At 66.6% G+C, this 21,171-nt stretch carries 19 protein-coding genes; 14 read left to right on the top strand and 5 right to left on the bottom strand.

The window, feature by feature from the left end; translation table 11 throughout:
• Positions 1-136: 136 nt before the first annotated feature.
• From IEW98_RS06095 to IEW98_RS06045, 11 genes are all read left to right on the top strand, one after another.
• Entirely contained in the window at positions 137-1,612 is a 1,476-nt protein-coding gene (locus IEW98_RS06095) for an agmatinase family protein (protein ID WP_188762038.1), read from the top strand.
• Positions 1,609-3,069: an agmatinase family protein gene (locus IEW98_RS06090; protein WP_188762037.1), complete on the top strand. Its 1,461-nt coding sequence runs from the start codon at positions 1,609-1,611 to the stop codon at positions 3,067-3,069. Before IEW98_RS06095 ends, IEW98_RS06090 begins: the two co-directional genes overlap by 4 nt.
• Positions 3,070-3,200: 131 nt before the next feature.
• Positions 3,201-4,052, top strand: coding sequence for an urease accessory protein UreD (locus IEW98_RS06085; protein WP_188762036.1), 852 nt, complete (start codon positions 3,201-3,203; stop codon positions 4,050-4,052).
• 223 nt (positions 4,053-4,275) lie between these two features.
• Entirely contained in the window at positions 4,276-4,578 is a 303-nt protein-coding gene (locus tag IEW98_RS06080) for an urease subunit gamma (RefSeq protein WP_188762035.1), read from the top strand.
• On the top strand, positions 4,575-4,880 hold the full coding sequence (locus IEW98_RS06075) for an urease subunit beta (RefSeq protein ID WP_188762034.1): 306 nt from the start codon (positions 4,575-4,577) through the stop codon (positions 4,878-4,880). Before IEW98_RS06080 ends, IEW98_RS06075 begins: the two co-directional genes overlap by 4 nt.
• Positions 4,877-6,589 carry an urease subunit alpha gene (gene ureC, locus IEW98_RS06070; protein ID WP_188762033.1) on the top strand — a complete coding sequence of 571 codons (1,713 nt, stop codon included), beginning with the start codon at positions 4,877-4,879 and terminating at the stop codon, positions 6,587-6,589. The genes IEW98_RS06075 and ureC overlap by 4 nt, the downstream gene beginning before the upstream one ends.
• Positions 6,589-7,080, top strand: a complete 492-nt coding sequence (ureE, locus tag IEW98_RS06065) for an urease accessory protein UreE (protein WP_188762032.1) — start codon at positions 6,589-6,591, stop codon at positions 7,078-7,080. The genes ureC and ureE overlap by 1 nt, the downstream gene beginning before the upstream one ends.
• Positions 7,058-7,750 carry an urease accessory protein UreF gene (locus IEW98_RS06060; RefSeq protein ID WP_243450576.1) on the top strand — a complete coding sequence of 231 codons (693 nt, stop codon included), beginning with the start codon at positions 7,058-7,060 and terminating at the stop codon, positions 7,748-7,750. The genes ureE and IEW98_RS06060 overlap by 23 nt, the downstream gene beginning before the upstream one ends.
• Entirely contained in the window at positions 7,747-8,370 is a 624-nt protein-coding gene (gene ureG, locus IEW98_RS06055; RefSeq protein ID WP_188762031.1) for an urease accessory protein UreG, read from the top strand. The genes IEW98_RS06060 and ureG overlap by 4 nt, the downstream gene beginning before the upstream one ends.
• Positions 8,367-11,831, top strand: a complete 3,465-nt coding sequence (locus IEW98_RS06050) for a hybrid sensor histidine kinase/response regulator (RefSeq protein WP_188762030.1) — start codon at positions 8,367-8,369, stop codon at positions 11,829-11,831. Before ureG ends, IEW98_RS06050 begins: the two co-directional genes overlap by 4 nt.
• Positions 11,824-12,720: a response regulator gene (locus IEW98_RS06045; protein ID WP_188762029.1), complete on the top strand. Its 897-nt coding sequence runs from the start codon at positions 11,824-11,826 to the stop codon at positions 12,718-12,720. Before IEW98_RS06050 ends, IEW98_RS06045 begins: the two co-directional genes overlap by 8 nt.
• A 68-nt stretch (positions 12,721-12,788) precedes the next feature.
• Here the strand turns inward: IEW98_RS06045 and urtE are convergent, their stop codons facing one another.
• From urtE to urtA, 5 genes are all read right to left on the bottom strand, one after another.
• A complete protein-coding gene (gene urtE, locus IEW98_RS06040) occupies positions 12,789-13,505 on the bottom strand; it encodes an urea ABC transporter ATP-binding subunit UrtE (protein ID WP_188762028.1) in 717 nt (238 codons plus the stop codon).
• Between the two features lie 103 nt (positions 13,506-13,608).
• Positions 13,609-14,361 carry an urea ABC transporter ATP-binding protein UrtD gene (urtD, locus tag IEW98_RS06035; protein ID WP_188762027.1) on the bottom strand — a complete coding sequence of 251 codons (753 nt, stop codon included), beginning with the start codon at positions 14,359-14,361 and terminating at the stop codon, positions 13,609-13,611.
• Positions 14,358-15,386: an urea ABC transporter permease subunit UrtC gene (gene urtC, locus IEW98_RS06030; protein ID WP_188762026.1), complete on the bottom strand. Its 1,029-nt coding sequence runs from the start codon at positions 15,384-15,386 to the stop codon at positions 14,358-14,360. The genes urtD and urtC overlap by 4 nt, the downstream gene beginning before the upstream one ends.
• Positions 15,379-16,263 (bottom strand): urea ABC transporter permease subunit UrtB, encoded by an 885-nt coding sequence (gene urtB / locus IEW98_RS06025; protein WP_188762025.1) that lies wholly within the window; start codon positions 16,261-16,263, stop codon positions 15,379-15,381. Before urtB ends, urtC begins: the two co-directional genes overlap by 8 nt.
• Positions 16,264-16,408: 145 nt before the next feature.
• Positions 16,409-17,587, bottom strand: coding sequence for an urea ABC transporter substrate-binding protein (gene urtA / locus IEW98_RS06020; protein WP_188762024.1), 1,179 nt, complete (start codon positions 17,585-17,587; stop codon positions 16,409-16,411).
• A 136-nt stretch (positions 17,588-17,723) separates the two neighbouring features.
• Between urtA and IEW98_RS06015 the strand changes: the two genes are divergently transcribed.
• The 3 genes from IEW98_RS06015 to IEW98_RS06005 are packed head-to-tail and all read left to right on the top strand — an operon-like array spanning position 17,724 to position 21,116.
• Positions 17,724-19,175: an agmatinase family protein gene (locus tag IEW98_RS06015; RefSeq protein ID WP_188762023.1), complete on the top strand. Its 1,452-nt coding sequence runs from the start codon at positions 17,724-17,726 to the stop codon at positions 19,173-19,175.
• Positions 19,172-19,975, top strand: coding sequence for a peptidylprolyl isomerase (locus IEW98_RS06010; protein ID WP_188762022.1), 804 nt, complete (start codon positions 19,172-19,174; stop codon positions 19,973-19,975). Before IEW98_RS06015 ends, IEW98_RS06010 begins: the two co-directional genes overlap by 4 nt.
• A gap of 4 nt (positions 19,976-19,979) precedes the next feature.
• Positions 19,980-21,116: a HupE/UreJ family protein gene (locus IEW98_RS06005; RefSeq protein WP_243450575.1), complete on the top strand. Its 1,137-nt coding sequence runs from the start codon at positions 19,980-19,982 to the stop codon at positions 21,114-21,116.
• The last annotated feature ends 55 nt before the right edge of the window (positions 21,117-21,171 follow it).

Genomic DNA, 21,171 nt, shown 5'->3' with positions numbered 1-21,171 from the left:
CGCCGAACCTTGGGGGGCACCCAGCCCGGCGACCCTTCTGCAACCGCTACGTCAAACTCCCCATGTCCCATCACGTCCCGCCTTCCTACCACAGGGCGCGGCCCGGATTTCGGGAGGGCAGGGGAAGCAGATCATCATGGCCAGGTCGTGGAAGCAAATCTTCACCGCTGCGACGCTCGTTACCGGCCTGTCGCTCAGCCTTGCCGCCCAATCGCAAGTCGCCGTCCCGCCCGAGATCGCGCCCAAGCTTGCCGGGCTCAGTCCGGAGCAACGCGAATTCCTGCTGTCCAGTAAGGTCAACGCCTTCGTCCCGAACCACGCCGAAATGTTCCGGCGCGTCGCCACCAAGACCCCCGAGCAGGTCACCGCCTATGTCGAAGCGATGATGTCGGTCGTCGAGCAGAACAAGTTCAACCCCAAGACCGACATGGCCTCGATCCCGCTCGATACCACCACGCCAGGCTTCAATTCGTGGAAAACCCTGCGCCCGCGCGAACTCGAGCCGCAGCGTGAACCCGGACCGTTCAATCTCAGCCGCTACATGGGCAACCGCGGCGGCATCCCGACCTTCTTCAACCTGCCCGTCGCCATCACGCCCGAGGATCTGAAGGCCGGCGCCGTCGATATCGCCATGGTCGGCATCCCGCTCAACATGGGCTCGGGCACCCGCGGCGCCCAACTCGGCCCCAACGCCATCCGCACCGTCGGCCGCCTCGGCGCCGGGCTCGACATGTACACCATGGTCGCCCCCAACAAGATCCTCAACATGGTCGACTACGGCGACATCGCCGTCGACAACTTGAGCACCGAGCGCTCGATGGAACATATCCGGGAGGAAGTCCGCAAGATCGCTGCCACCGGCGCCATGCCGTTCATCATCGGCGGCGACCACAGCCTCGAATATTCCGACGTCGCCGGCATGGCCGACGTCTATGGCAAGAACAAGCTCAGCGTCATCCACTTCGACAGCCACTACGACGCCGGCCGCGGCGGTGCCCATCTGATCAGCCACGGCCAGCCGGTCTATCGCCTGCTCAAGGAAGGTCATGTCCGCGGCCGCGGCTATATCCAGGTCGGCCTGCGCTCGCAGTCGCCCGACGAGGAAACCTTCGAATGGATGCGCGAGCAGGGCTTTCGCTATCACACCATGGTCGAGGTCGAGAAATCCGGCTGGGAAACCGTGATGAAGCGCGTCCTCGCCGAAGCCAGCGAAGACGGCCGCAAGATCTATATCTCCTTCGACATCGACGTGCTCGACCCGGTTTACATGTCGGGCACCGGCACCCCCGTCTCGAACGGCCTGACGATGCGCGAGGTCGTCCCGATGATCCGCCGCCTGTGCAGCGAAACCAACATGGTCGGCTTCGAACTCGTCGAGCTCGACCCGACCATGGACCCGACCTACCAGTCGGCGCTCAACTCGAAATACATCATCCACGCCTGCATGACCGGCGTCGCAATGCGCAAGCAGGGCATAAAGTCGGCGAAATTCCTCAGCCCGCTCAGTTCGGAGCACAACCAGGACAAGCGCGACTTTACGAAGAACCCGGTGCCGCCGCTCGACAAAAAGAAGGATGAGGACAAAACTCCGGAACGCCGCGTAACGACATGATAAAGCTGCGCAAGGCCGGTCTCGCCGCCATCCTTTTGCTCGGCGTCGCCAGTGGTGCGATGGTGCTGGCGGACGACAAGAAAGTCGAGGTACCGGCATGGCTCGAGCCCAAGATCGCCGGGTTGTCCAAGGCCAAGCGCGACTTCCTCCTGTCGAAAAAAACCGCCAACTTCGCCGCCCGCCCCGAGCTGCTCTTCAAGCGTTTTGAAACCAAGACCCCGGCCGAGATCGAAGCCTATATCGACGGCATGATGCAGGTCGTCGAGGCCTATAAATACAAGCCCGGCACCGACATGGCATCGATCCCGCTCGACACCTCCGACGAGCGCTTCAACGCGTGGAAGACCAAGCGTCCGCAATCGATGAACCCGAAACGCGAAGCCGGCCCGATCTTTCTGGAACGCTACCTCGGCGCCTGGGAAAACGGCATCAAGACCTTCGCCAACGCCCCCGTCGCACTGACGCCGGAGGATCTCGTCGCCGGCAAGGTCGATGTCGCCATCGTCGGCGCGCCGCTCGACATGGGCTCGGGCTATCGCGGCGCCAAGGGCGGTCCCGCCGCCATGCGAATGACCTACGGCGCCGGCGGCATCGACATGAACACCATGGTCGATCCGTCGGACGAGCTCAACATCGTCGACTACGGCGACATTGCCGTCGACAACATGAGCACCGAAATGACCATGGGCCATGTCCGCGAGATGGTCGCCGAGATCGCCCGCACCGGCGCCATCCCGTTCATCGTCGGCGGCGACCACAGCCTCGAATATGCCGATGTCGCCGGGCTCGCCGACGTCCATGGCAAGGGCAGCTTCGGCGTCGTCCACTTCGACAGCCACTACGACGCCGGCAAGGGCGGCGTGCATTTCATCACCCACGGCCAACCGGTCTACCGCGCCGTCAAGGAAGGCCATGTCCTCGGCAAGAACTACATCCAGGTTGGCCTGCGCGGACCCTGGCCTGGCCCCGAGGGCTTCGAATGGATGCGCCAGAACGGCGTCCGCTACCACGCCATGCCCGAGGTCGAAAAATCCGGCTGGGCGGTCGTCATGGAACGCGCGCTCAAGGAAGCCCGCGACAGCGGCAAGAAGCTCTACGTCAGCTTCGACGTCGACGTCCTTGATCCGGCCTTCATCACCGGCACCGGCACCCCCGTCCCCGGCGGTCTCACCATGCGCGAGGCGCTCCCGATCGTCCGGCGCCTCTGCGCCGAAAACGAACTCATCGGCTTCGAGATCGTCGAGGTCGCGCCCCAGCTCGACGTCTCCTACCGCACGCCGCTCAACGCCAACTTCATCATGCACGCCTGCCTGACCGGCGTCGCCATGCGCAAGAAGGGCATCAAGCAAGTCGGCTACCTCAGCGACGTCACCGCCGAACACGGCGCCGACACACCGGCAGGCAAGAAACGCTACAAACCCGAAACTCCCGTAAAAACCATCTTCCCCTCCCCCTAGAGGGGGGAGGCGAGAGACGCGGCTTCGCGTCCCGGGTGGGGGTGTCTCCCGCCCCGAACAAAGCCGCCACCACGTCACTACGTCAAACACCCCATGTTGACGAACCCCCCACACCCGCCAATCCTCCGCGCATGAAATCGCAATCCGCCGCCGGGGAGAGCCTGCCGCCACCACGCCACCAGCGCGTCGACGGCGCGGCCAGACTCGCGGTTGGCAAAAACGGCCTAACCGACCTCTACCAACGCGCCCCATGCCGCCTGCTTTTCCCCGACACCGAACCCGGTGAACCCCTGCAAGCCGTGTCCCTCACGACAACCGGCGGCCTCACCGGCGGCGACCGCATCGCCTTCGAGCTCGACATCGCCGCCGATGCAGCCGCCACCCTCACCACCCAGGCCGCCGAGCGCCTCTACCGCGTCCACCCCGGCGACCCCGACATCCTGATCGACACGGTCCTCACGATCGGCGACCGCGGCTGGGGCGAATGGCTCGCCCAGGAGGCCATCCTCTACGACGGCACCCGCGTCCGCCGACGCTTTCAAGCAGATGTTGCAGCCTCCGGCCGCATGCTCGCAGTCGAGAGCCTCGTCTTCGGCCGCACCGCGATGGGCGAGACCATCCGCACCGGCCGCATTCACGACAGCTGGCATATCCGCCGAAACGGCCGCCTCGTCTGGGTCGACGCGCTCCATCTGGAAGGCGACATCGCCGCACAAATGGCCGCGCCTTTCGCGTTCGGAGACGCCAACTCCACTGCCACCATCCTCTACGTCGGCCCCGACGCCGCCGACCACCTTACCGCCGTCCGCACCCTTATCGATGGCGCGCAAGGCGGAGCCACAATTTTCGACGGCCTGCTCATCGTCCGCCTCCTCTCCGCCGACGCCGCCGCGCTCCGCCGATCGGTCATCCGCATCGTCGCCGGCCTCCGCCACCTTGCCGGCGGCTATCTCGCCGCCATGCCAAATGTCTGGCATTGCTGATATCACCCCCCACCAAACTCCCTCCCCCCTGCGGGGAGGGCGACTCGCGCCCTTGCGCGAGCGGGGTGGGGGTCCCCTTTCACAGCAAAAAACCGGAACCCCCACCCCGCTCGGCTGGCGCCAAGTCGNCCATGCCAAATGTCTGGCATTGCTGATATCACCCCCCACCAAACTCCCTCCCCGCAAGGCGGAGTGAGCCAGCAACCAAGGGGCGCACCGTCCAATGAACCTCACCCCCCGCGAAAAGGACAAGCTCCTCGTCGCCATGGCCGCCATCGTCGCCCGCCGCCGCCTCGATCGCGGCGTCAAACTCAACCATCCCGAGGCCGTCGCCCTCATTGCCGACCATGTCGTCGAAGGCGCCCGCGACGGCCTCAGCGTCGCCGTCCTCATGGCCAGCGGCGGCCACATCCTGACCCGCGATCAGGTCATGCCCGGCATCGCCGAGATGATCGACAGCGTCCAGGTCGAAGCCACATTCCCCGACGGCACCAAGCTCGTCACCGTCCACCGGCCGATCCGATGACCCCCGGAGAGATCCTCACAGCCCCGGGCGAAATCACGCTCAACGACGCCCGCCCCGTCACCATCCTCACCGTCGCCAACACCGGCGACCGCCCCATCCAGGTCGGCAGCCATTTTCACTTCGCCGGGACCAACCCCGCGCTCGCCTTCGACCGCACCGCCGCGCGCGGCCAGCGCCTCGACATCGCCGCCGGCACCGTCATCCGCTTCGAACCCGGCCAGACCCGCGACGTGCCGCTGATCCCGCTGGGCGGCGACCGCATCGTCTGGGGCTTCCGCGGCGAAGTCAGCGGCCCGCTATGAGTGTCACCATCACCCGCCGCGCCTATGCCGGCATGTCCGGGCCAACCACCGGCGACCGCATCCGCCTCGCCGATTCCAGCCTCATCATCCGCGTCGAAGCCGATCACACGCTCTACGGCGAGGAGGTCAAGTTCGGCGGCGGCAAGGTCATTCGCGACGGCATGGGCCAATCCCAGCGCAGCCGTGCCGAAGGCGCCGTCGACACCGTTATCACCAACGCCGTCATCCTCGATCACTGGGGCATCATAAAGGCCGACATCGGCATCACCGGCGGCCGCATCACCCATATCGGCAAGGCCGGCAATCCCGATATCCAGTCCGGCGTCACCATCATCATCGGCCCCGGCACCGACGTCATCGCCGCCGAAGGCAAGATCGTCACCGCCGGCGCCGTCGACGCGCATGTCCATTTCATCTGTCCGCAACAGGTCGAGGAAGCCCTGTGCGCCGGCATCACCACCATCATCGGCGGGGGAACCGGCCCCTCGCACGGCACCCTCGCCACCACCTGCACGCCGGGGCCGTGGCATATCGGCCGCATGATCCAGGCGCTCGAGACCCTGCCGATGAACTTCGGCATCTCGGCCAAGGGCAACACCAGCCGGCCGCAGGCGCTCGAGGAAATGGTCCGCGCCGGCGCCTGCGTGCTCAAGCTCCACGAGGACTGGGGCACCACCCCCGCGTCGATCGACAATTGCCTGTCGGTCGCCGACGCCCACGACGTCCAGGTCACCCTCCACTCCGACACATTGAACGAAAGCGGCTTCGTCGAGGACACCATCGCCGCAATCGGTGCCCGCACCATCCACAGCTTCCACACCGAGGGCGCCGGCGGCGGCCATGCCCCCGACATCATCCGCCTCGCCGGCCTCGCCAACGTCCTGCCATCGTCGACCAACCCGACCCGCCCCTACACCGTCAACACCCTCGACGAGCATCTCGACATGCTCATGGTCTGCCACCACCTCGATCCCCGCATCGCCGAGGATGTCGCCTTCGCCGAAAGCCGCATCCGCAAGGAAACCATCGCCGCCGAGGACATCCTCCACGATCTCGGCGCCTTTTCGATGATGTCGTCCGACAGCCAGGCGATGGGCCGCATCGGCGAAACCATCATCCGCTGCTGGCAGACCGCCGACAAGATGAAGCAGCAGCGCGGCGCCCTGCCCGGCGACGACGCAGACGCCGACAATCTCCGCGCTCGCCGCTACATCGCCAAATACACCATAAACCCCGCCATCGCGCACGGCATGTCGGATCACATCGGCTCGATCGCCGTCGGCAAGCTCGCCGACATCATCATCTGGTCGCCGGCGTTCTTCGCCGTCAAACCCGACCTCGTCATCAAGGGCGGCAGCATCGCCATGGCGCCGATGGGCGACCCCAATGCCAGCATCACCACCCCGCAGCCCGTCCATTACCGCCCGATGTGGGGCGGCATGGGCAGGGCAGGGGCCGCCTCGTCGATCATGTTCGTCAGCGCCGCGTCATTGGACGATGGCGTCGCCAACCACCTCGGTCTCACCCGCCCCTGTATCGCCGTCGCCAACACCCGCGGCGGCATTTCGAAAGCCGACATGATCCTCAACGACGCGCTGCCCCATATCGAAGTCGACCCCGAAACCTATGAAGTCCGCGCCGACGGCGAACTGCTCACCTGCGAGCCCGCCACCGAGCTGTCCTTCGCCCAGCGCTACTTTCTCTTCTGATGCAACGCGCCACAACGATCATTCCCGCCGGCCAATGGAACCGCGCCGACGCCATCGACAGCGTCAGTCTCGACCACGCCGGCCGCCACCGCCGCCGCTTCCACTTCCACGGAGCCAGCGGCGCCGGCTTCCTGCTAGACCTGCCGCGCGCCGTCGTCCTTGCCGATGGCGACGGCCTGCGCCTCGAGGACGGTCGCATCATCGCCGTCGCCGCCGCCCCCGAAGCGCTCCTCGAAGTCACCGCCACCGATCCCGCCGCGCTGCTCGCCATCGCCTGGCACATCGGCAACCGCCATCTTCCGGCAGAACTCCGCGGCGCCGCCATCCGCCTGCGCGCGGATTACGTCATCGCCGAAATGCTCCGCGGCCTCGGCGGCACCGTCACCGCCTTCGAGGCGCCCTTCAATCCCGAACAGGGCGCCTATGCCGGCGGCCACGGCGACCACCACTCCCACCACGGCGACAATCATGACCACCACCATGATCACTGACCACGGCCTCACCATGCTGCTCGCCTGGACCAGCCCCAGCTATCCGGTCGGCGCCTTCAGCTACAGCCACGGCCTCGAAGCCGCCGTCGAGGCCGGCCAGGTCACCAACCGCCACACCCTCATCGACTATATCACCGCCGTCATGTCGCGCGGCGGCGGCTGGACCGACCTTGTCGTCTTCGCCCACGCCCACCGCACCGTCAACGATCCCGCCGCCTTCGACACCATCAGCGAATACGCCGCCGCCTTCCGCGCCAGCAGCGAAACCGCCCTCGAAAGCCGCCAGATGGGCCTCAGCTTCCTCTCGGTCACCCGCAAGGCCTACCCCCACCCCGGCCTCGACGCCTTCGCCGCGCGCAACGGCAATCACCCCGTCGCCCACCCCGCCATCGGCGCACTCGCCTGCGGCCTCCACGGCATCCCGCTCGCCCCGGCGCTCACCGCCTGGGGCCATGGCACCGCCGCCAACCTCGTTTCCGCCGGCGTCCGCCTCGTCCCTCTCGGGCAAACCGATGGCCAGATTGCCACCGCAGCGCTCGCCCCGGTCATTGCGCTCGCCGCCGCCCGCGCCCAAGACACCGATCTCGAAGACCTCGGCACCTCGGCGCCGCTCCTCGAACTCGCCAGCCTCGCCCATGAAACCCAATACAGCAGGTTGTTCCGCTCATGACCTCCCCAAACGGCCCGGCAAGAATCGGCATCGGCGGACCCGTCGGTTCGGGCAAGACCGCGCTCACCGATCGCCTCTGCAAGGCCCTGCGCGATCATTACGACATCGCTGCCATCACCAACGACATCTACACCCGCGAGGACGCCGAATTCCTCACCCGCTCGGGCGCGCTCACGCCTGACCGCATCATGGGCGTCGAAACCGGCGGCTGCCCCCACACCGCCATCCGCGAGGACGCCAGCATCAACCTCGCCGCCGTCGACACAATGAACGCCCGCTTCCCCGGCCTCGACATCATCTTCATCGAGAGCGGCGGCGACAACCTCGCGGCGACCTTCAGCCCCGAACTCGCCGACATCACCATCTACGTCATCGACGTCTCCGCCGGCGACAAGATCCCGCGCAAGGGCGGCCCCGGCATCACCCGCTCCGACCTGCTCGTCATCAACAAGATCGACCTCGCGCCCTTCGTCGGCGCCAGCCTCGAAGTGATGGACCGGGACGCCAAAAAGATGCGCTGCGACCGGCCCTTCATCTTCAGCAACCTGAAATCCGGCCACGGCCTCGACGCCATCATCGCCTTCCTCATTACCGCCGCCGGACTCCCCCAGCGCCCATGACGACGGCGCGGGCCAGTGTGCGCGCCGGGCGTCTCCAGGGCACGCGCCAGTACAATGTCTGGGCCGGCGACCCCACCCTCGAGGACTATGCCCTGCGCTACACCCCCGACAGCGCGCGTCGGTGGAGCATGGCGCGCATCGGCAACACCGCCTTCGGTGCCGCCAGCTTCCTCGCCTGCGAAGCGATCGGCGCCACCATCACGCTGGCCTACGGCTTCTCCAACGCCATCGCCGCCATCATCGCCGCGATGGTGCTGCTCTTCGCCATCGGCCTCCCCATCGCCTATCGTTCGGCGCGATCCGGCCTCGATATCGATCTCCTCACCCGCGGCGCCGGCTTCGGCTATATCGGCTCGACGATCACCTCGCTGATCTACGCCAGCTTTACCTTCCTGCTCTTCGCCATCGAGGCCAGCATCCTGTCGATGGCGCTGCAACTGGCCTTCGGCATCAACCTCGCCGTCGCCCATGTCATCTCGTCGCTCATCGTCATCCCCATCGCCCTCTACGGCATGGCCGCCATCACCCGCATGCAGGCCTGGACCCAGCCGGTCTGGCTCGTCCTGCAACTCGCCCCCATCATCTGGATCCTGTTCTACGCGCCCGCCGCGCTCACCCAATGGAGCCTCTTTCCCGGACGCCTCGGCGCCCTAGACGGTAGCACCGACCTCCTTCTCTTCGGCCTCGCCCTCTCGACCCTGCTATCTCTCCTCCCCCAGATCGGCGAGCAGGCCGACTACCTCCGCTTCCTCCCCAAGCGCATGAAGGGCAACGGCACCTCCTGGTGGTCGGCCCTGCTTGCAGGCGGCCCAGGCTGGGTCATCATCGGCGGCATAAAGCTCTCGCTCGGCTCGTTCCTCGCGCTCTACGCCATGGGCCACGGCCTCGATGCCGTCGCCGCCGCCAGCCCGCCCGACATGTTCCTTGTCGTCTTCCGCGAGATGACCCACTCCCCCGGCCTCGCCATGCTCCTGACCTTCATCCTCGTCCTCGCCGCGCAAATGAAGATCAACGTCACCAACGCCTATGCCGGCTCGATCGCCTGGTCGAACTTCTTCTCGCGTCTCACCCACGCCCATCCCGGCCGCGTCGTCTGGCTGGTCTTCAACGTCGTCCTGGCGCTGCTGCTCATGGAGATCGGCATCTTCCGCGTCATCGAAGGCATCCTCATCCTCTATGCCAACCTCGCTGCCGGCTGGATCGGCGCCCTCGCCGCCGACCTGACCATCTCGAAGCCCGTCGGCCTCTCCCCCAGATCCATCGAGTTCAAGCGCGCCCGCCTCTACGACATCAACCCCGTCGGCGTCGGCGCCATGCTGCTCTCGATCATCGTCTCGACCGCCGCCGTCGTCGGTGCGTTCGGCCCGCTCGCGCACGCCTTCGCCCCGGTCCTCGGCCTCGCCATCGCCTTTATCGCCGCTCCCGCCATCGCGCTCGCCACCCGCGGCCGCTACTATCTCGCCCGCGATGCCGATCTCCCCGCCGGCGACGAAGCGCTCACCTGCGCCGTCTGCAGCAACGCCTTCGAGCGCCCCGACATGGCGTTCTGCCCGGCCCACCGCGGCAACATCTGCTCGCTATGCTGCACCCTCGAGGCGCGCTGCCACGACATGTGCAAGGACCGCAGCAGCTTCGGCGAACAGGCCACCGACCTGCTCGAACGCATCCTGCCCACTCCCGCCGCGCGGATGGTCGACACCCAGCTCGGCCGCTTCCTCGGCGCCCTGGCGCTGTTCACCCTCGCCAACGGCACCGTCCTCTATTTCATCTTCATCCAGTCGGTCGCCGTCGAACCGCAGGCCCGGGACACCATCGCCACGACATTGTCAGTGGTATTCTTCGCCCTCGCTATCCTGTCGGGCATCGCCGCCTCGCTACTCGTCCTCGCCCATGACAGCCGCCGCGCCGCCGAAAAACAGACCGAGCAGCAAACCGGCATGCTGATGGACGAGATCACCGCCCACACCCGCACCGACGCCGCGCTCAAGAAAGCCCGCGACGCCGCCGAGGCCGCCAACCTCGCGAAAAGCCGCTACCTGGTCGGCGTCAGCCACGAAATCCGCTCACCGCTCAACGCCATCTACGGCTATGCCCAGCTATTGGAGCGCGGCAGCGAGTCCGGCCCCGTAATCGGCCCCGTCGAGGCCGGCCGCGTCATCCGCCGCTCGTCCGAACATCTGACCAACATCGTCGACGGCCTGCTTGACATCAGCCGCATCGAAAGCGGCGTCCTCAAGCTCAACCGCGACACCGTTCCCTTGCCCGAATTCCTCGACGCCATCGCCGCCATGTTCCGCATGCAGGCGCAGGAAAAGGGCCTGGATTTCCACTATGAAGCCCCCGCCAACCTGCCGGCCTATGTCCGCACCGACGAGAAACGCCTCCGCCAGATCCTCATCAACCTGCTCTCCAACGCCATCAAATACACCCCCGCCGGCCATGCCGCATTGAAGATCCGCTACCGGGGACTCATTGCCGAATTCGAGATCTCCGATACCGGCATCGGCATCACCCCGGCCGACATCGACCGCATCTTCGAACCCTTCGAGCGCGGCAGTTCCGAAGCCGCCCATGCCCAGCCCGGCACCGGCCTCGGCCTCGCCATCACCCGCGTCCTCGCCCAGGTCATGGGCGGCGATGTCACCGTCACCAGCGCCGGCGAGGCAGGGCAGGGCAGTGTCTTCCGCCTTCGCCTGATGCTTGCCGAACCCCACGACGCACCGCCGGCCACCGCCCGCCAGCGCCAAATCTCGGGCTATGCCGGACCGCGCCGCACCATCCTCATCATCGACGACGACCCCGCCCAGCTCGCCGTCCTCCAGGGCCTTCTCCGCCCGCTCGGCTTCAGCGTCTATGCCGCCTCGAGCGGGGCCGCCGGCATCGACCTCGCGCTGCGCAGCCAACCCGATCTGGTCCTGCTCGACATCCAGATGCCCGGCATGTCCGGCTGGGACGTCGCCAAACGCCTTCGCGCCATAGATGAGGAGCGCCTTCGCGCCATCGATGAGGAGCGCCTTCGCGCTGGTGACGACGAACGGCTGAAGACCGCCTCGGCCAACCCGGTGAAAATCCTGTTCGTTTCCGCCAACGCGCATGAATTCGCCACCGGCGGCGATGGCGGCGCAGCGCACGACGGCTTCGTCCTCAAGCCCGTCGAGCTCGAATCGCTCCTCGACGCCATCGCCGCGCGCCTCGGCCTGACCTGGGAGTCGGGCGACTCCGCCGCGGCCGCCGCCCCGCCACCGGCCAGCCTCAGCCGTGCCGCACTGCGCGGTGCCGCCGCCAACCTCGCCGAACTCCGCCGCCTCGGCCAGGTCGGCCATGTCCGCGGTATCGAAACCGGCCTCGACACACTGGCGACCAGCTTCCCCGCCAGCCAGCCCCTCGTCGACCAGCTGCGCAGTCACGTCCGCGCCTTCGATCTCAAATCCTATCTCAAGTTGCTCGAAACCCATGGCTAGCACACCTCAAACCGCCACCATCCTCGTCGTCGACGACACGCCCGAATCGCTCGGCTTCGTCACCGCCGCGCTCGAGGCCGCCGGCTACACCGTCCTCGTTGCCGGCGATGGCGCCGCAGCGCTGCAATCGCTCGCGCTCGTCCTCCCCGACCTCGTCATCATGGACGCGATGATGCCGGTCATCGACGGCTTCGAAACCACGCGCCGCATCAAGGCCGACCCCCGCCTCGCCGTACTTCCCGTCGTCTTCATGACCGGCCTCACTGAAACCGAGCACGTCGTCCGCGGTCTCCAGGCCGGCGGCGTCGATTACGTCACCAAGCCGATCGTCGTCGACGAGCTCCTCGCCCGCATTCGCGTCCACCTCGGCAACGCCCGCATCACCCAGGGCAGCCAGTCGGCTCTCGACGACAGCGGCCGGCCGCTGCTGGCGCTCGACTCCACCGGCCGCATCCTCTGGTCCACCCCCCGCACGATGCTGATCCTCGCCGCCAGTTTCCCCAATGCGGCACTCCCGCCGACCGTCATCACCCGCCTCATCCGTCTTGCCGAAACCGACGAAAAGGGCGTCCTGCGTCACGAAATCCCCGGCGGCCGCCTCGAATTCACCCTGCTCACCCGCAGCGGCCCCGACGAATGGCTGTTCCGCCTCGCCGAAATCCGCGAAGGCGCCGAAGAACGGCTGCTAGCCACCCGCCACAATCTCACCGACCGCGAAGCCGAGGTCCTGCTCTGGATCAGCCGCGGCAAGGCCAACCGCGAGATCAGCGAAATCCTCGGTATCAGCCCGCGCACGGTCGACAAGCACCTCGAACAGGTGTTCGAAAAAATGGGCATCGAAAACCGCGCCTCGGCCGCCGCCGCCGCGGTAAAGACCCTGACCCAATAGACCAGCCTCTCGCACTTGAGCGGGCGATGTCGGTTGCCCGGTATCGCAAGGTCACGCCGCCGGTTGTTCTAAATCCGCACCAGATGCGCCACGTCCGCCGCGCTTTCCGCCGCCGTATCCCCCTGCCGAACGATCCGCCCGCCATCCATCACCGCATAATGATCGGCAAAACTCCACGCAAAATCCAGATATTGCTCAATCAGGATAATCGTCAGCCCGAACTCCGCCCGCACCTTGAGCAGCACCGCCTCGATCATCTGGACGACATTGGGCTGCACGCCCTCGGTCGGCTCGTCGAGCAGCAGCAACCGCGGTGCGCCCGCCAGCGCCCGGCCGATAGCGAGCTGCTGCTGCTCGCCGCCCGACAACAGCCCGCCCTTGCGCCCGCGGATCATCGCCAGCTTGGGAAACAGGTCATAGATATGGTCCGGCACGCCGGCGCGGGCCTTGCCGCGCGGCCCCAGCGCGCTCAGCCCGGTCTCCAGATTCTCGGCAACCGTCAGTTGCGGAAAAATATGCCGTCCCTGCGGCACATAACCGATCCCCGCCCGCGCCCGCGCCGACGGCGGCAGACGCCCGATATCGCCGCCGTCGAAGATCATCGTCCCCGCATCGAGCGGCCGGATGCCCATGATCGTCCGCAGCAACGTCGTCTTGCCGACACCATTGCGCCCGATCAGCGCCGTAACCGACCCTGCCGCCAGCGCCAGCTCCACGTCATGCAGAACCCGCGCGGCCCCATAGCCGGAAGCGACGCCTGTCATGACGACCAACGGCATCACCATGCCCCTCTCTTGCCGTCACCCCGGCGCAGGCCGGGGCCCATCTCCGGGACGTGCAGGAGATGGGCCCCGGCCTGCGCCGGGGTGACGAACAGGTTGGACCCCCTCACTTCGCCCGCCCCAGATAGACTTCCGCCACCCGCGCATCCGCCCGCACCTCGGCAATCGACCCCTGCATCAGGAACTGTCCCTGGTGCATCACCGTCACCCTGGCCGCCAGTTGCTCGACGAACGCCATGTCATGATCGATGACGATGATCGAATGATCCCCCGCCAACGACCGGATCAGCTCCGCCGTGCGCGTCGTCTCGGCCGGTCCCATGCCCGCCGTCGGCTCGTCGAGCAGCAGCAATTCGGCCTCTGTCGCCACCACCATGCCGATCTCGAGCCACTGCTTCTCGCCGTGCGCCAGCGTGCCGGCCAGCACATCACGCCGCCCCGCCAGCCCGATACGCTCGAGGATGACCGCGATCCGCTCGGCCTCGGCAGGCGGCGTACCGAAGCCGAACGACCGCCACCACCGCTTGTCGATCGCCGCGGCAATTCCGAGATTGTCCGCCACGCTGAGCGATGCCAGCACCCCCGGCGCCTGGAACTTCCGGCAGATCCCCAGCCCGGCAATCCGGTGCTCGGGCAATTTCGAAATATCCTGCCCACGAAACAGCACCCGCCCCGCCGAGGGCCGCACCCGCCCGATGATCGTATCGCACAATGTCGACTTGCCGGCACCGTTCGGCCCGATCACCACCCGGATTTCGCCTGCATCCAGTGTCAGCGAAAACCCGTCGAGCGCCTTGAAGCCATCATAGTCGACCGTGACGCCGTCCACCTCAAGCAACCGGTCGGGCAGGGGGCTCATCGTGCCACCTTCCGAAAACGCGCCGCCAGCAATTCCGCCAACCCGCCCGGCAGCAGCGTCACCACGAGGATAAATAACAACCCCAGCGCATAAGGCCGTAAGTCCGGAAACGCGCTGCTGATCGCATCGCGCGCGAAATTCACCGCCAGCGTCCCCGCGATCGCCCCGGCCAGACTCGTCCGCCCACCGATCGCCACCCAGATCACCATCTCGATCGACGGAACCACCCCGACCATCGCCGGCGAGATCACCCCCGCATGCAGCGTGAACAACGCCCCCGCCGCGCCCGCCAGCATCGCCGCCACGGCAAAGGCGATGATCTTGTACGCCGCCGCATCATGGCCCAGGAACCGCACCCGGTTCTCGCCGTCACGCACCGCCCGCAGCATCGTCCCGAACCGCGACGCCAGCAACGCCGCTACCCCAGCCCAGCCCAGCGCCAGCACCAGCAAGGTCACCCAGTACAATGTCCGCCCGGCCTCCGCGCCGTTCAGGTCGAGCCCCAGCACGACCTGGAAATCGGTCAGGCCATTGAACCCCCCCGTTGTCTCCTGCGCACTCACCAGCAACGTCGCAAACGCCAGCGCCAGCGCCTGGGTGATCAGCGCAAAATACGTGCCGCCAACGCGCCGCCCGAACACCGACCAGGCAAACAGCGCCGCGACGATCCCCGGCACCAGCACCACCGCCAGCAAGGCAAACCCCGGATTGCCGAACGGCACCCACCAAGCCGGCAGCGCCTCCAGCCCGCCCAGCATCATGAAATCCGGCACTTCGCCCGGCGCGAGCGGCGTCAGCTTCATGTGCATCGCCAGCGCATACCCGCCCAGCCCAAAGAACACGCCCTGCCCAAGACTGAGGATCCCGCCATGCCCCCAGGTCAGCACGATACCCAGCGCCAGCAAGCTCAGCGCCAGAAACCGCGCCAGCAAATTCAGATCATACCCGCCTAGCACGAACGGCGCGAACGCAGCGACACCCGCCACCCCTGCCGCAACGACAAACTGGCGCTTCAACCTAAACATCGAGCGCCCGCGATTTGTTCGCCACCACGCCCTCGGGCCGGATCTGGATAAACAGGATCACGAAAACCAGCATCAGCACCTGCGCCACGCTCGCATCGACACTGATCTGCGCCAAAGACCCAACCAGCCCCAAAATCACCGCCGCCGCCACCGTTCCGCGGATCGACCCCAGCCCGCCCATCACCACGACCAAAAACGCCGGCACGATATAACTCTGCCCCACCGTCGGCGTCACCGGCCCCAGCAACGCCAGCATCACCCCCGCCAGCCCGGCGATGCCCGTACCCAGCGCAAACACCACCAGGTCGACCCGCCCGGCATCGATCCCCGTCGCCGCCGCCATCATCCGGTCCTGGTTCACCGCCCGCACCAGCAAGCCGATCCGCGTCCGCGACAGCAACAACGCCAGCCCCGCCAGCACCGCAATCGCCACCCCGATGATGAACAACCGCACCGCCGGCAACTCGATCCCCAAAACACTTATCCCGCCATCGAGCCACGCCGGCGCCGTCACCTCGACACCGATCGCCCCGAACAAACTCCGCGCCCCCTGCTGCAGGATCAGGCTCAGCCCCCATGTCGCCAGCAACGTATCCAGCGGCCGCGCCGACAGTCGCCGGATGAGCACCACATGGATCAGCGCCCCGAACAAGGCCGCCCCCACAAACGCCACCGGCAACGCCGCCACCAATCTCCACGGCCCCGGCACCACCTGCAACGTCAGATACGCCAGGTACCCGCCGATCATCAGCATCTCGCCGTGCGCCATGTTGATGACCCGCATCAACCCGAAACTCAGCGCCAGCCCGAGCGCCGCCAGCAGGTACAGCGAAGCCACGCTGAACCCGTTAAAGACCTGGCCAAGGAGCAACTCCACTACAAGGCCTCCGCACCACTGTCATACCAGCGAAGGCTGGTATCCAGTCTCCCCGCAAGCACAAATCCCGCAATCACGGGCACGACAAAAAATGGCCCGGGACCCCAGGCCCCAGCCGCCGGAGGCTCTGAAACCACGCCCACCATCAAATCGGCTTGCAACTCTTCCCAGGAAACGCCAGCGCATCATACGGCAGCGGCGCGATCATCCCGGCCAACTGTGACACCACCTTGAACTGCCCATCCGGCTGCAATTTCCCCACATAGGCCCGCTGCACGAGGCTCTGGTTCGGCGCCATCTTGATCGGCCCCATTGGTGACGGGATCGCCGCCATCGAAACTGCCGCCTTGCGCACCTTTTCCGGCTCGAAGCTCCCGGCCTTCTCGACCGCCGCCTTCCACAGGTAAACGTTGGCATAACCATGGACCATCGGGTCGGTAATCGCCGCCCTGGCGCCGTATTTCTTCTTGTACGCCGCCACGAACGCCTTGTTCTCGGCCGTCGGCAAGGACTGGAAATAATTCCACACTGCATAGCTGCCATTGACCAGCGCCGGCCCCATCGCCTGCGCCTCCTGCTCGGCGATGCTGAAGCTCATCACCGGCAATTTGGCCGATGTCATGCCAGCGGCCGCCATCTGCTTGAAGAACGCCACATTGCTATCGCCATTCAGCGTCGAAAAAATGATGTCCGGCTTGGCGGCACGCACCTTGGCGATCACGGCACTGAAGTCCGTCCCGCCCAGCGGCACATATTCCTCGCCGGCGACGCCCAGCTTCGCCTGCCCGATGCGCTTCTTCAGGATCAAGTTCGCCGTGCGCGGAAACACATAATCCGACCCGATCAGGAAATAGTTCTTGTACCCCTCAGCCGTCGCCCAGCGCAGCGCCGGCAGGATCTGCTGGTTCGGCTGCGCGCCCGTGTACATGATGTTGGGCGAGCATTCATTGCCCTCGAACTGCACCGGATACCACAACAGCCCCTTGGCGCGCTGGAACACCGGCAGCATCGCCTTGCGGCTGGCGGAGGTCCAGCCGCCGAACACCGTCGCCACGCCGTTCGACTGGATCAGCTTGCCGGCCTTTTGCGCGAACGTCGCCGGGTCCGATCCGCCATCCTCGACGATCGCCAGTATCGGCCGACCCATCACGCCGCCCTTGGCGTTGATCTCGTCGATCGCCATCAGTTCGGCATTTTTGACCGTCACTTCGCTGATCGCCATGGTCCCGGTCAGGGACTGCAGGACGCCGACCTTGACCGGCGTCGCCGCATGGGCGGGCACCGAAGCCAGGACAGCACAGCCAAGCAAAAAGCGGTAGATCATGGCGAGCCTTCACAACAAAAATTGCCCCGTGCCGCCAATTCTCTAGTCGCCGCTCCCCATGCCGATATGTGTTATTTGACGTAGCTCTTGCGGCCTCGCCCAAGGTGTATTCAATGGCCGCGCAGGGGAAAAACCAATGGCATTGCATCGACTGAAAAGGGCAGGGGCCGTCCTCCTCCTCGCTGCCGCATCCGGCGCGCTGGTCTTCGCCCAGACCGCCGTCACCATCCCCGACTGGCTCGCCCCCAAGATCGCCGGCCTCTCCAAGGACAAGCGCGCCTTCCTCCTGTCCGACGACACCGGCAGCTTCGCCGCCCGCAAGGAACTGCTCTTCAAGCGCTTCGAAACCAAGACCCCCGCCGAGATCGAAGCCTATATCGACGGCATGATGGCGGTCGTCGAGGAGCGCAAGTTCCACCCCGGCAAGGACGAGGCCACCATCCCGCTCAACACGGGCGACGCCGGCTTCAACGGCTGGAAGGTCCTGCGCCCGCCCGCCATGGACACGCCGCGCACCCCCGGCCCGATCAACCTCAACCGCTACCTCGGCTCCGGACCCAAGCTCGGCATCCCGACCTTCTTCAACCAGCCCGTCGCCATCACGCCCGAGGACCTCGTCGCCGGCAAGGTCGACGTCGCCATCATGGGCATCGGCCTCGACCAGGGCTCGGGCTATCGCGGCGCCGCCTATGGCCCGCGCGCCATCCGCACCGGCGAAGTCTACAAGGGCATGGGCTTTGTCACCCCCGAAAACATGCACGTCATGGTCTCGCCCTTCAACGAACTCAACGTCGTCGATTACGGCGATATCGCCGTCGACCAGATGTCGACCGAGCGCAGCCTCGCCCATATTCGCCAGCAGGTCGCCGCGGTCGCCCGCACCGGCACCATCCCGATCATCGTCGGCGGCGACCATTCGCTGATGTATCCCGACGCCGGCGCCATGGCCGACGTCCATGGCAAGGGCAAGTTCGGCATCGTCCACTTCGACGCGCATTACGACGCCTCGCAGTATGGCGACCACCTCACCAGCCACGGCCAGCCGGTCTACCGCATCTTCAAGGAAGGCCTCGTCAACGGCCGCAACTTCGTCCAGATCGGCCTGCGCGGCTATTTCCCCAACCAGGCCGGCTTCGAATGGATGCGCGAGCAGGGCTTCCGCTACCACCCGATGGCCGAAGTCGAAAAAACCGACTGGAAAACCGTCATGGACAAGGCCGTCCGTGAAGCCCGCGACGGCTCCGACAAGATCTTCATCAGCTTCGACGTCGACGTTCTCGATCCGGCGTTCATGCCCGGCACCGGCACCCCCGAACCCGGCGGGCTGACCATGCGCGAGGCCATGCCGATCGTCCGCCGCCTGTGCGCCGAGACCAACGTTATCGGCTTCGAACTCGTCGAGACCAATCCCCTAGTCGACCCCGGCTACACCAGCGCCCTTAACGCCAACCGCATCCTGCGCGAATGCCTGACCGGCCTCGCCATGCGCAAAAGGGGCCTGACGTCGGAACACTATCTCAGCCCGCTGACCACCAACCACAACCTGCCGCCGTATCCGGCCCGGAAAAAGCCCCGGAGTCAGCCATGACCGCACGCCGCCTGCTCCGCGACCCGCTCGCCATCTTCCTCGCACTCGGCGCCGCACTTTTCCTCGGCTGGTGGGCGCTCGGCCGCAGCCACAACACCATCGAGATCTCGGCCGCGGTCCAGCAAAGCCTAGTCGCCGACTACAGGATGATGACCGGCCGCGAGCCCGACGCCGCCCAGCGCCGCAAGCTGGTCAAGGACTATGTCGCCGACGAAATCCTGTTCCGCGAGGCCATCGAGCGCGGCATGCACCTGACCGACCGCACCACCAAGGCCCGCCTTGTCGACCGGCTGCGCTTTCTCATCGCCGGTGCCCCACAGACGCCGTCCGAAGCCGACCAGCTCGATTTCTATTCCGAACACGGCGACCTCTACCGCGCCGAACCGCAGATCACCCTCGACCAGGTCTTTTTCACGGCCCTGCCTGTTTCCAAGGAGGGGCCGCCGGCTCCCGACGCGATCCTCGCTGCGCTCAACCGCGGCGACCGCATCGACGGCGACGATTTCTGGATGGGCAAGCGTTTCCCCAACTACGGCGAATCGATGCTCCGCGGCATGTTCGGCGCGCCGGTTCTCGCCGCGGCACGCAAGGCCCCCATCGGCACCTGGGTCGGCCCGTACCCCTCGGCACGCGGCGTCCACTACCTCCGCGTCGCGGCCCGCAACCCGCCCGCGCTGATGCGTTACACCGACGTCCGCGACCAGGTCCGCCAGGACATGGCCGCCGCCCAGTCCAGCGGCGCCGTCGACGCCGCGATCACGCGCATGGAAGCCAAATATGCCGTCGACATTAAAGGCTGACCCAATGGCCACCACCACCAAATTCCCCCCCCGTCATGCCAGCGAAGGCTGGCATCCAGCCGTGCCGCCAAGCACCAATCGCCGGCGTCAGGGCGCCACTGTCCTGCCGACCACCGCAGCCCCCAACCCCTCGTCCCTTCTCCTCAACCGTCTCCTCGCCATCGCCCTCCTCGTCATGGCGATCGCCTTCTCGACCGCCCAACCCGCCCGCGCCGACGTCTTCAACCTCGGCGAATACAGCTTCATCCTCGGCGAAGAACCCGGCCTCTACGAGCTCATCGTCAGCCTGCCCGAGGCAGTCACCAACGCCAGCCCCGTCATCTGGCCCGCCGGCTGCACCCAGATCGATCAAAGCCGCCAGACCCAATCCGGCCGCGCCCGCCTGTCGTTCACGATCAAGTGCGACCGCGACCTCGTCCGCGCCGACACCATCACCACCCCCTGGGCGGTCGACGGCGCCGCCTTCACCAGCAGCGCGATGGGCGTCCAGGCGCAGTCGCAACTCCAAGCGACAGAAACCGGCGTCGTCCTGCCGATCGGCGTCACCGATGTCGTCCAGCGCCCCTTCACCACCGTCGCCGGCGATTTCCTCACCCAAGGTTTCTGGCACATCCTCGGCAACTGGGATCACCTCGCCTTCGTCCTCTGCCTCTGCATGCTGACCCGCGGCCGCACCCTGGTCATGCTGGTAACGATCTTCACGGTCGGCCACTCGCTGTCGCTGGCGCTGGCATTCTTCGAAGTCGTCAGCGTCCCCGTGCCCCCCGTCGAAGCCGTGATCGCCCTGTCGATCGCCTTCATGGCGCGCGAGGCGCTGCTCGCCAAAAATCCCGGCCACGAGGACCGCACCACCCGCCTCCGCTATGCTGTTGTCGTCGGCGCCTTCGGGCTGCTCCACGGCCTCGGCTTCGCCACCGTCCTCGGCGAACTCGGCGTCCCCGACCATGAGCGCGTCACCGGGCTGGTCTTCTTCAACCTCGGCGTCGAAGCCGGACAACTGGCCTTCGTCGCCGCCGTCATCAGCCTCGCCGCGCTGGCCCGCACCGCCGGCCAGGCCCAACCCTTCCGCCTCGCCGCCCTCTACGGCGCCGGCGCCATCGGCAGCTTCTGGCTCTTCGAACGCGTCGCCAGCTTCACCTGACCCCTCTTCTCCCCTCCCTTCTTCAGCCGCAGGCGACGCCTTCGCGTCAACGGAG

This window comes from Sandarakinorhabdus glacialis (assembly GCF_014643455.1).
GTDB lineage: Bacteria > Pseudomonadota > Alphaproteobacteria > Sphingomonadales > Sphingomonadaceae > Sandarakinorhabdus > Sandarakinorhabdus glacialis.
Note: the sequence above shows the minus strand (reverse complement) of the source record. Positions and strands in the feature narration are given on the sequence as shown.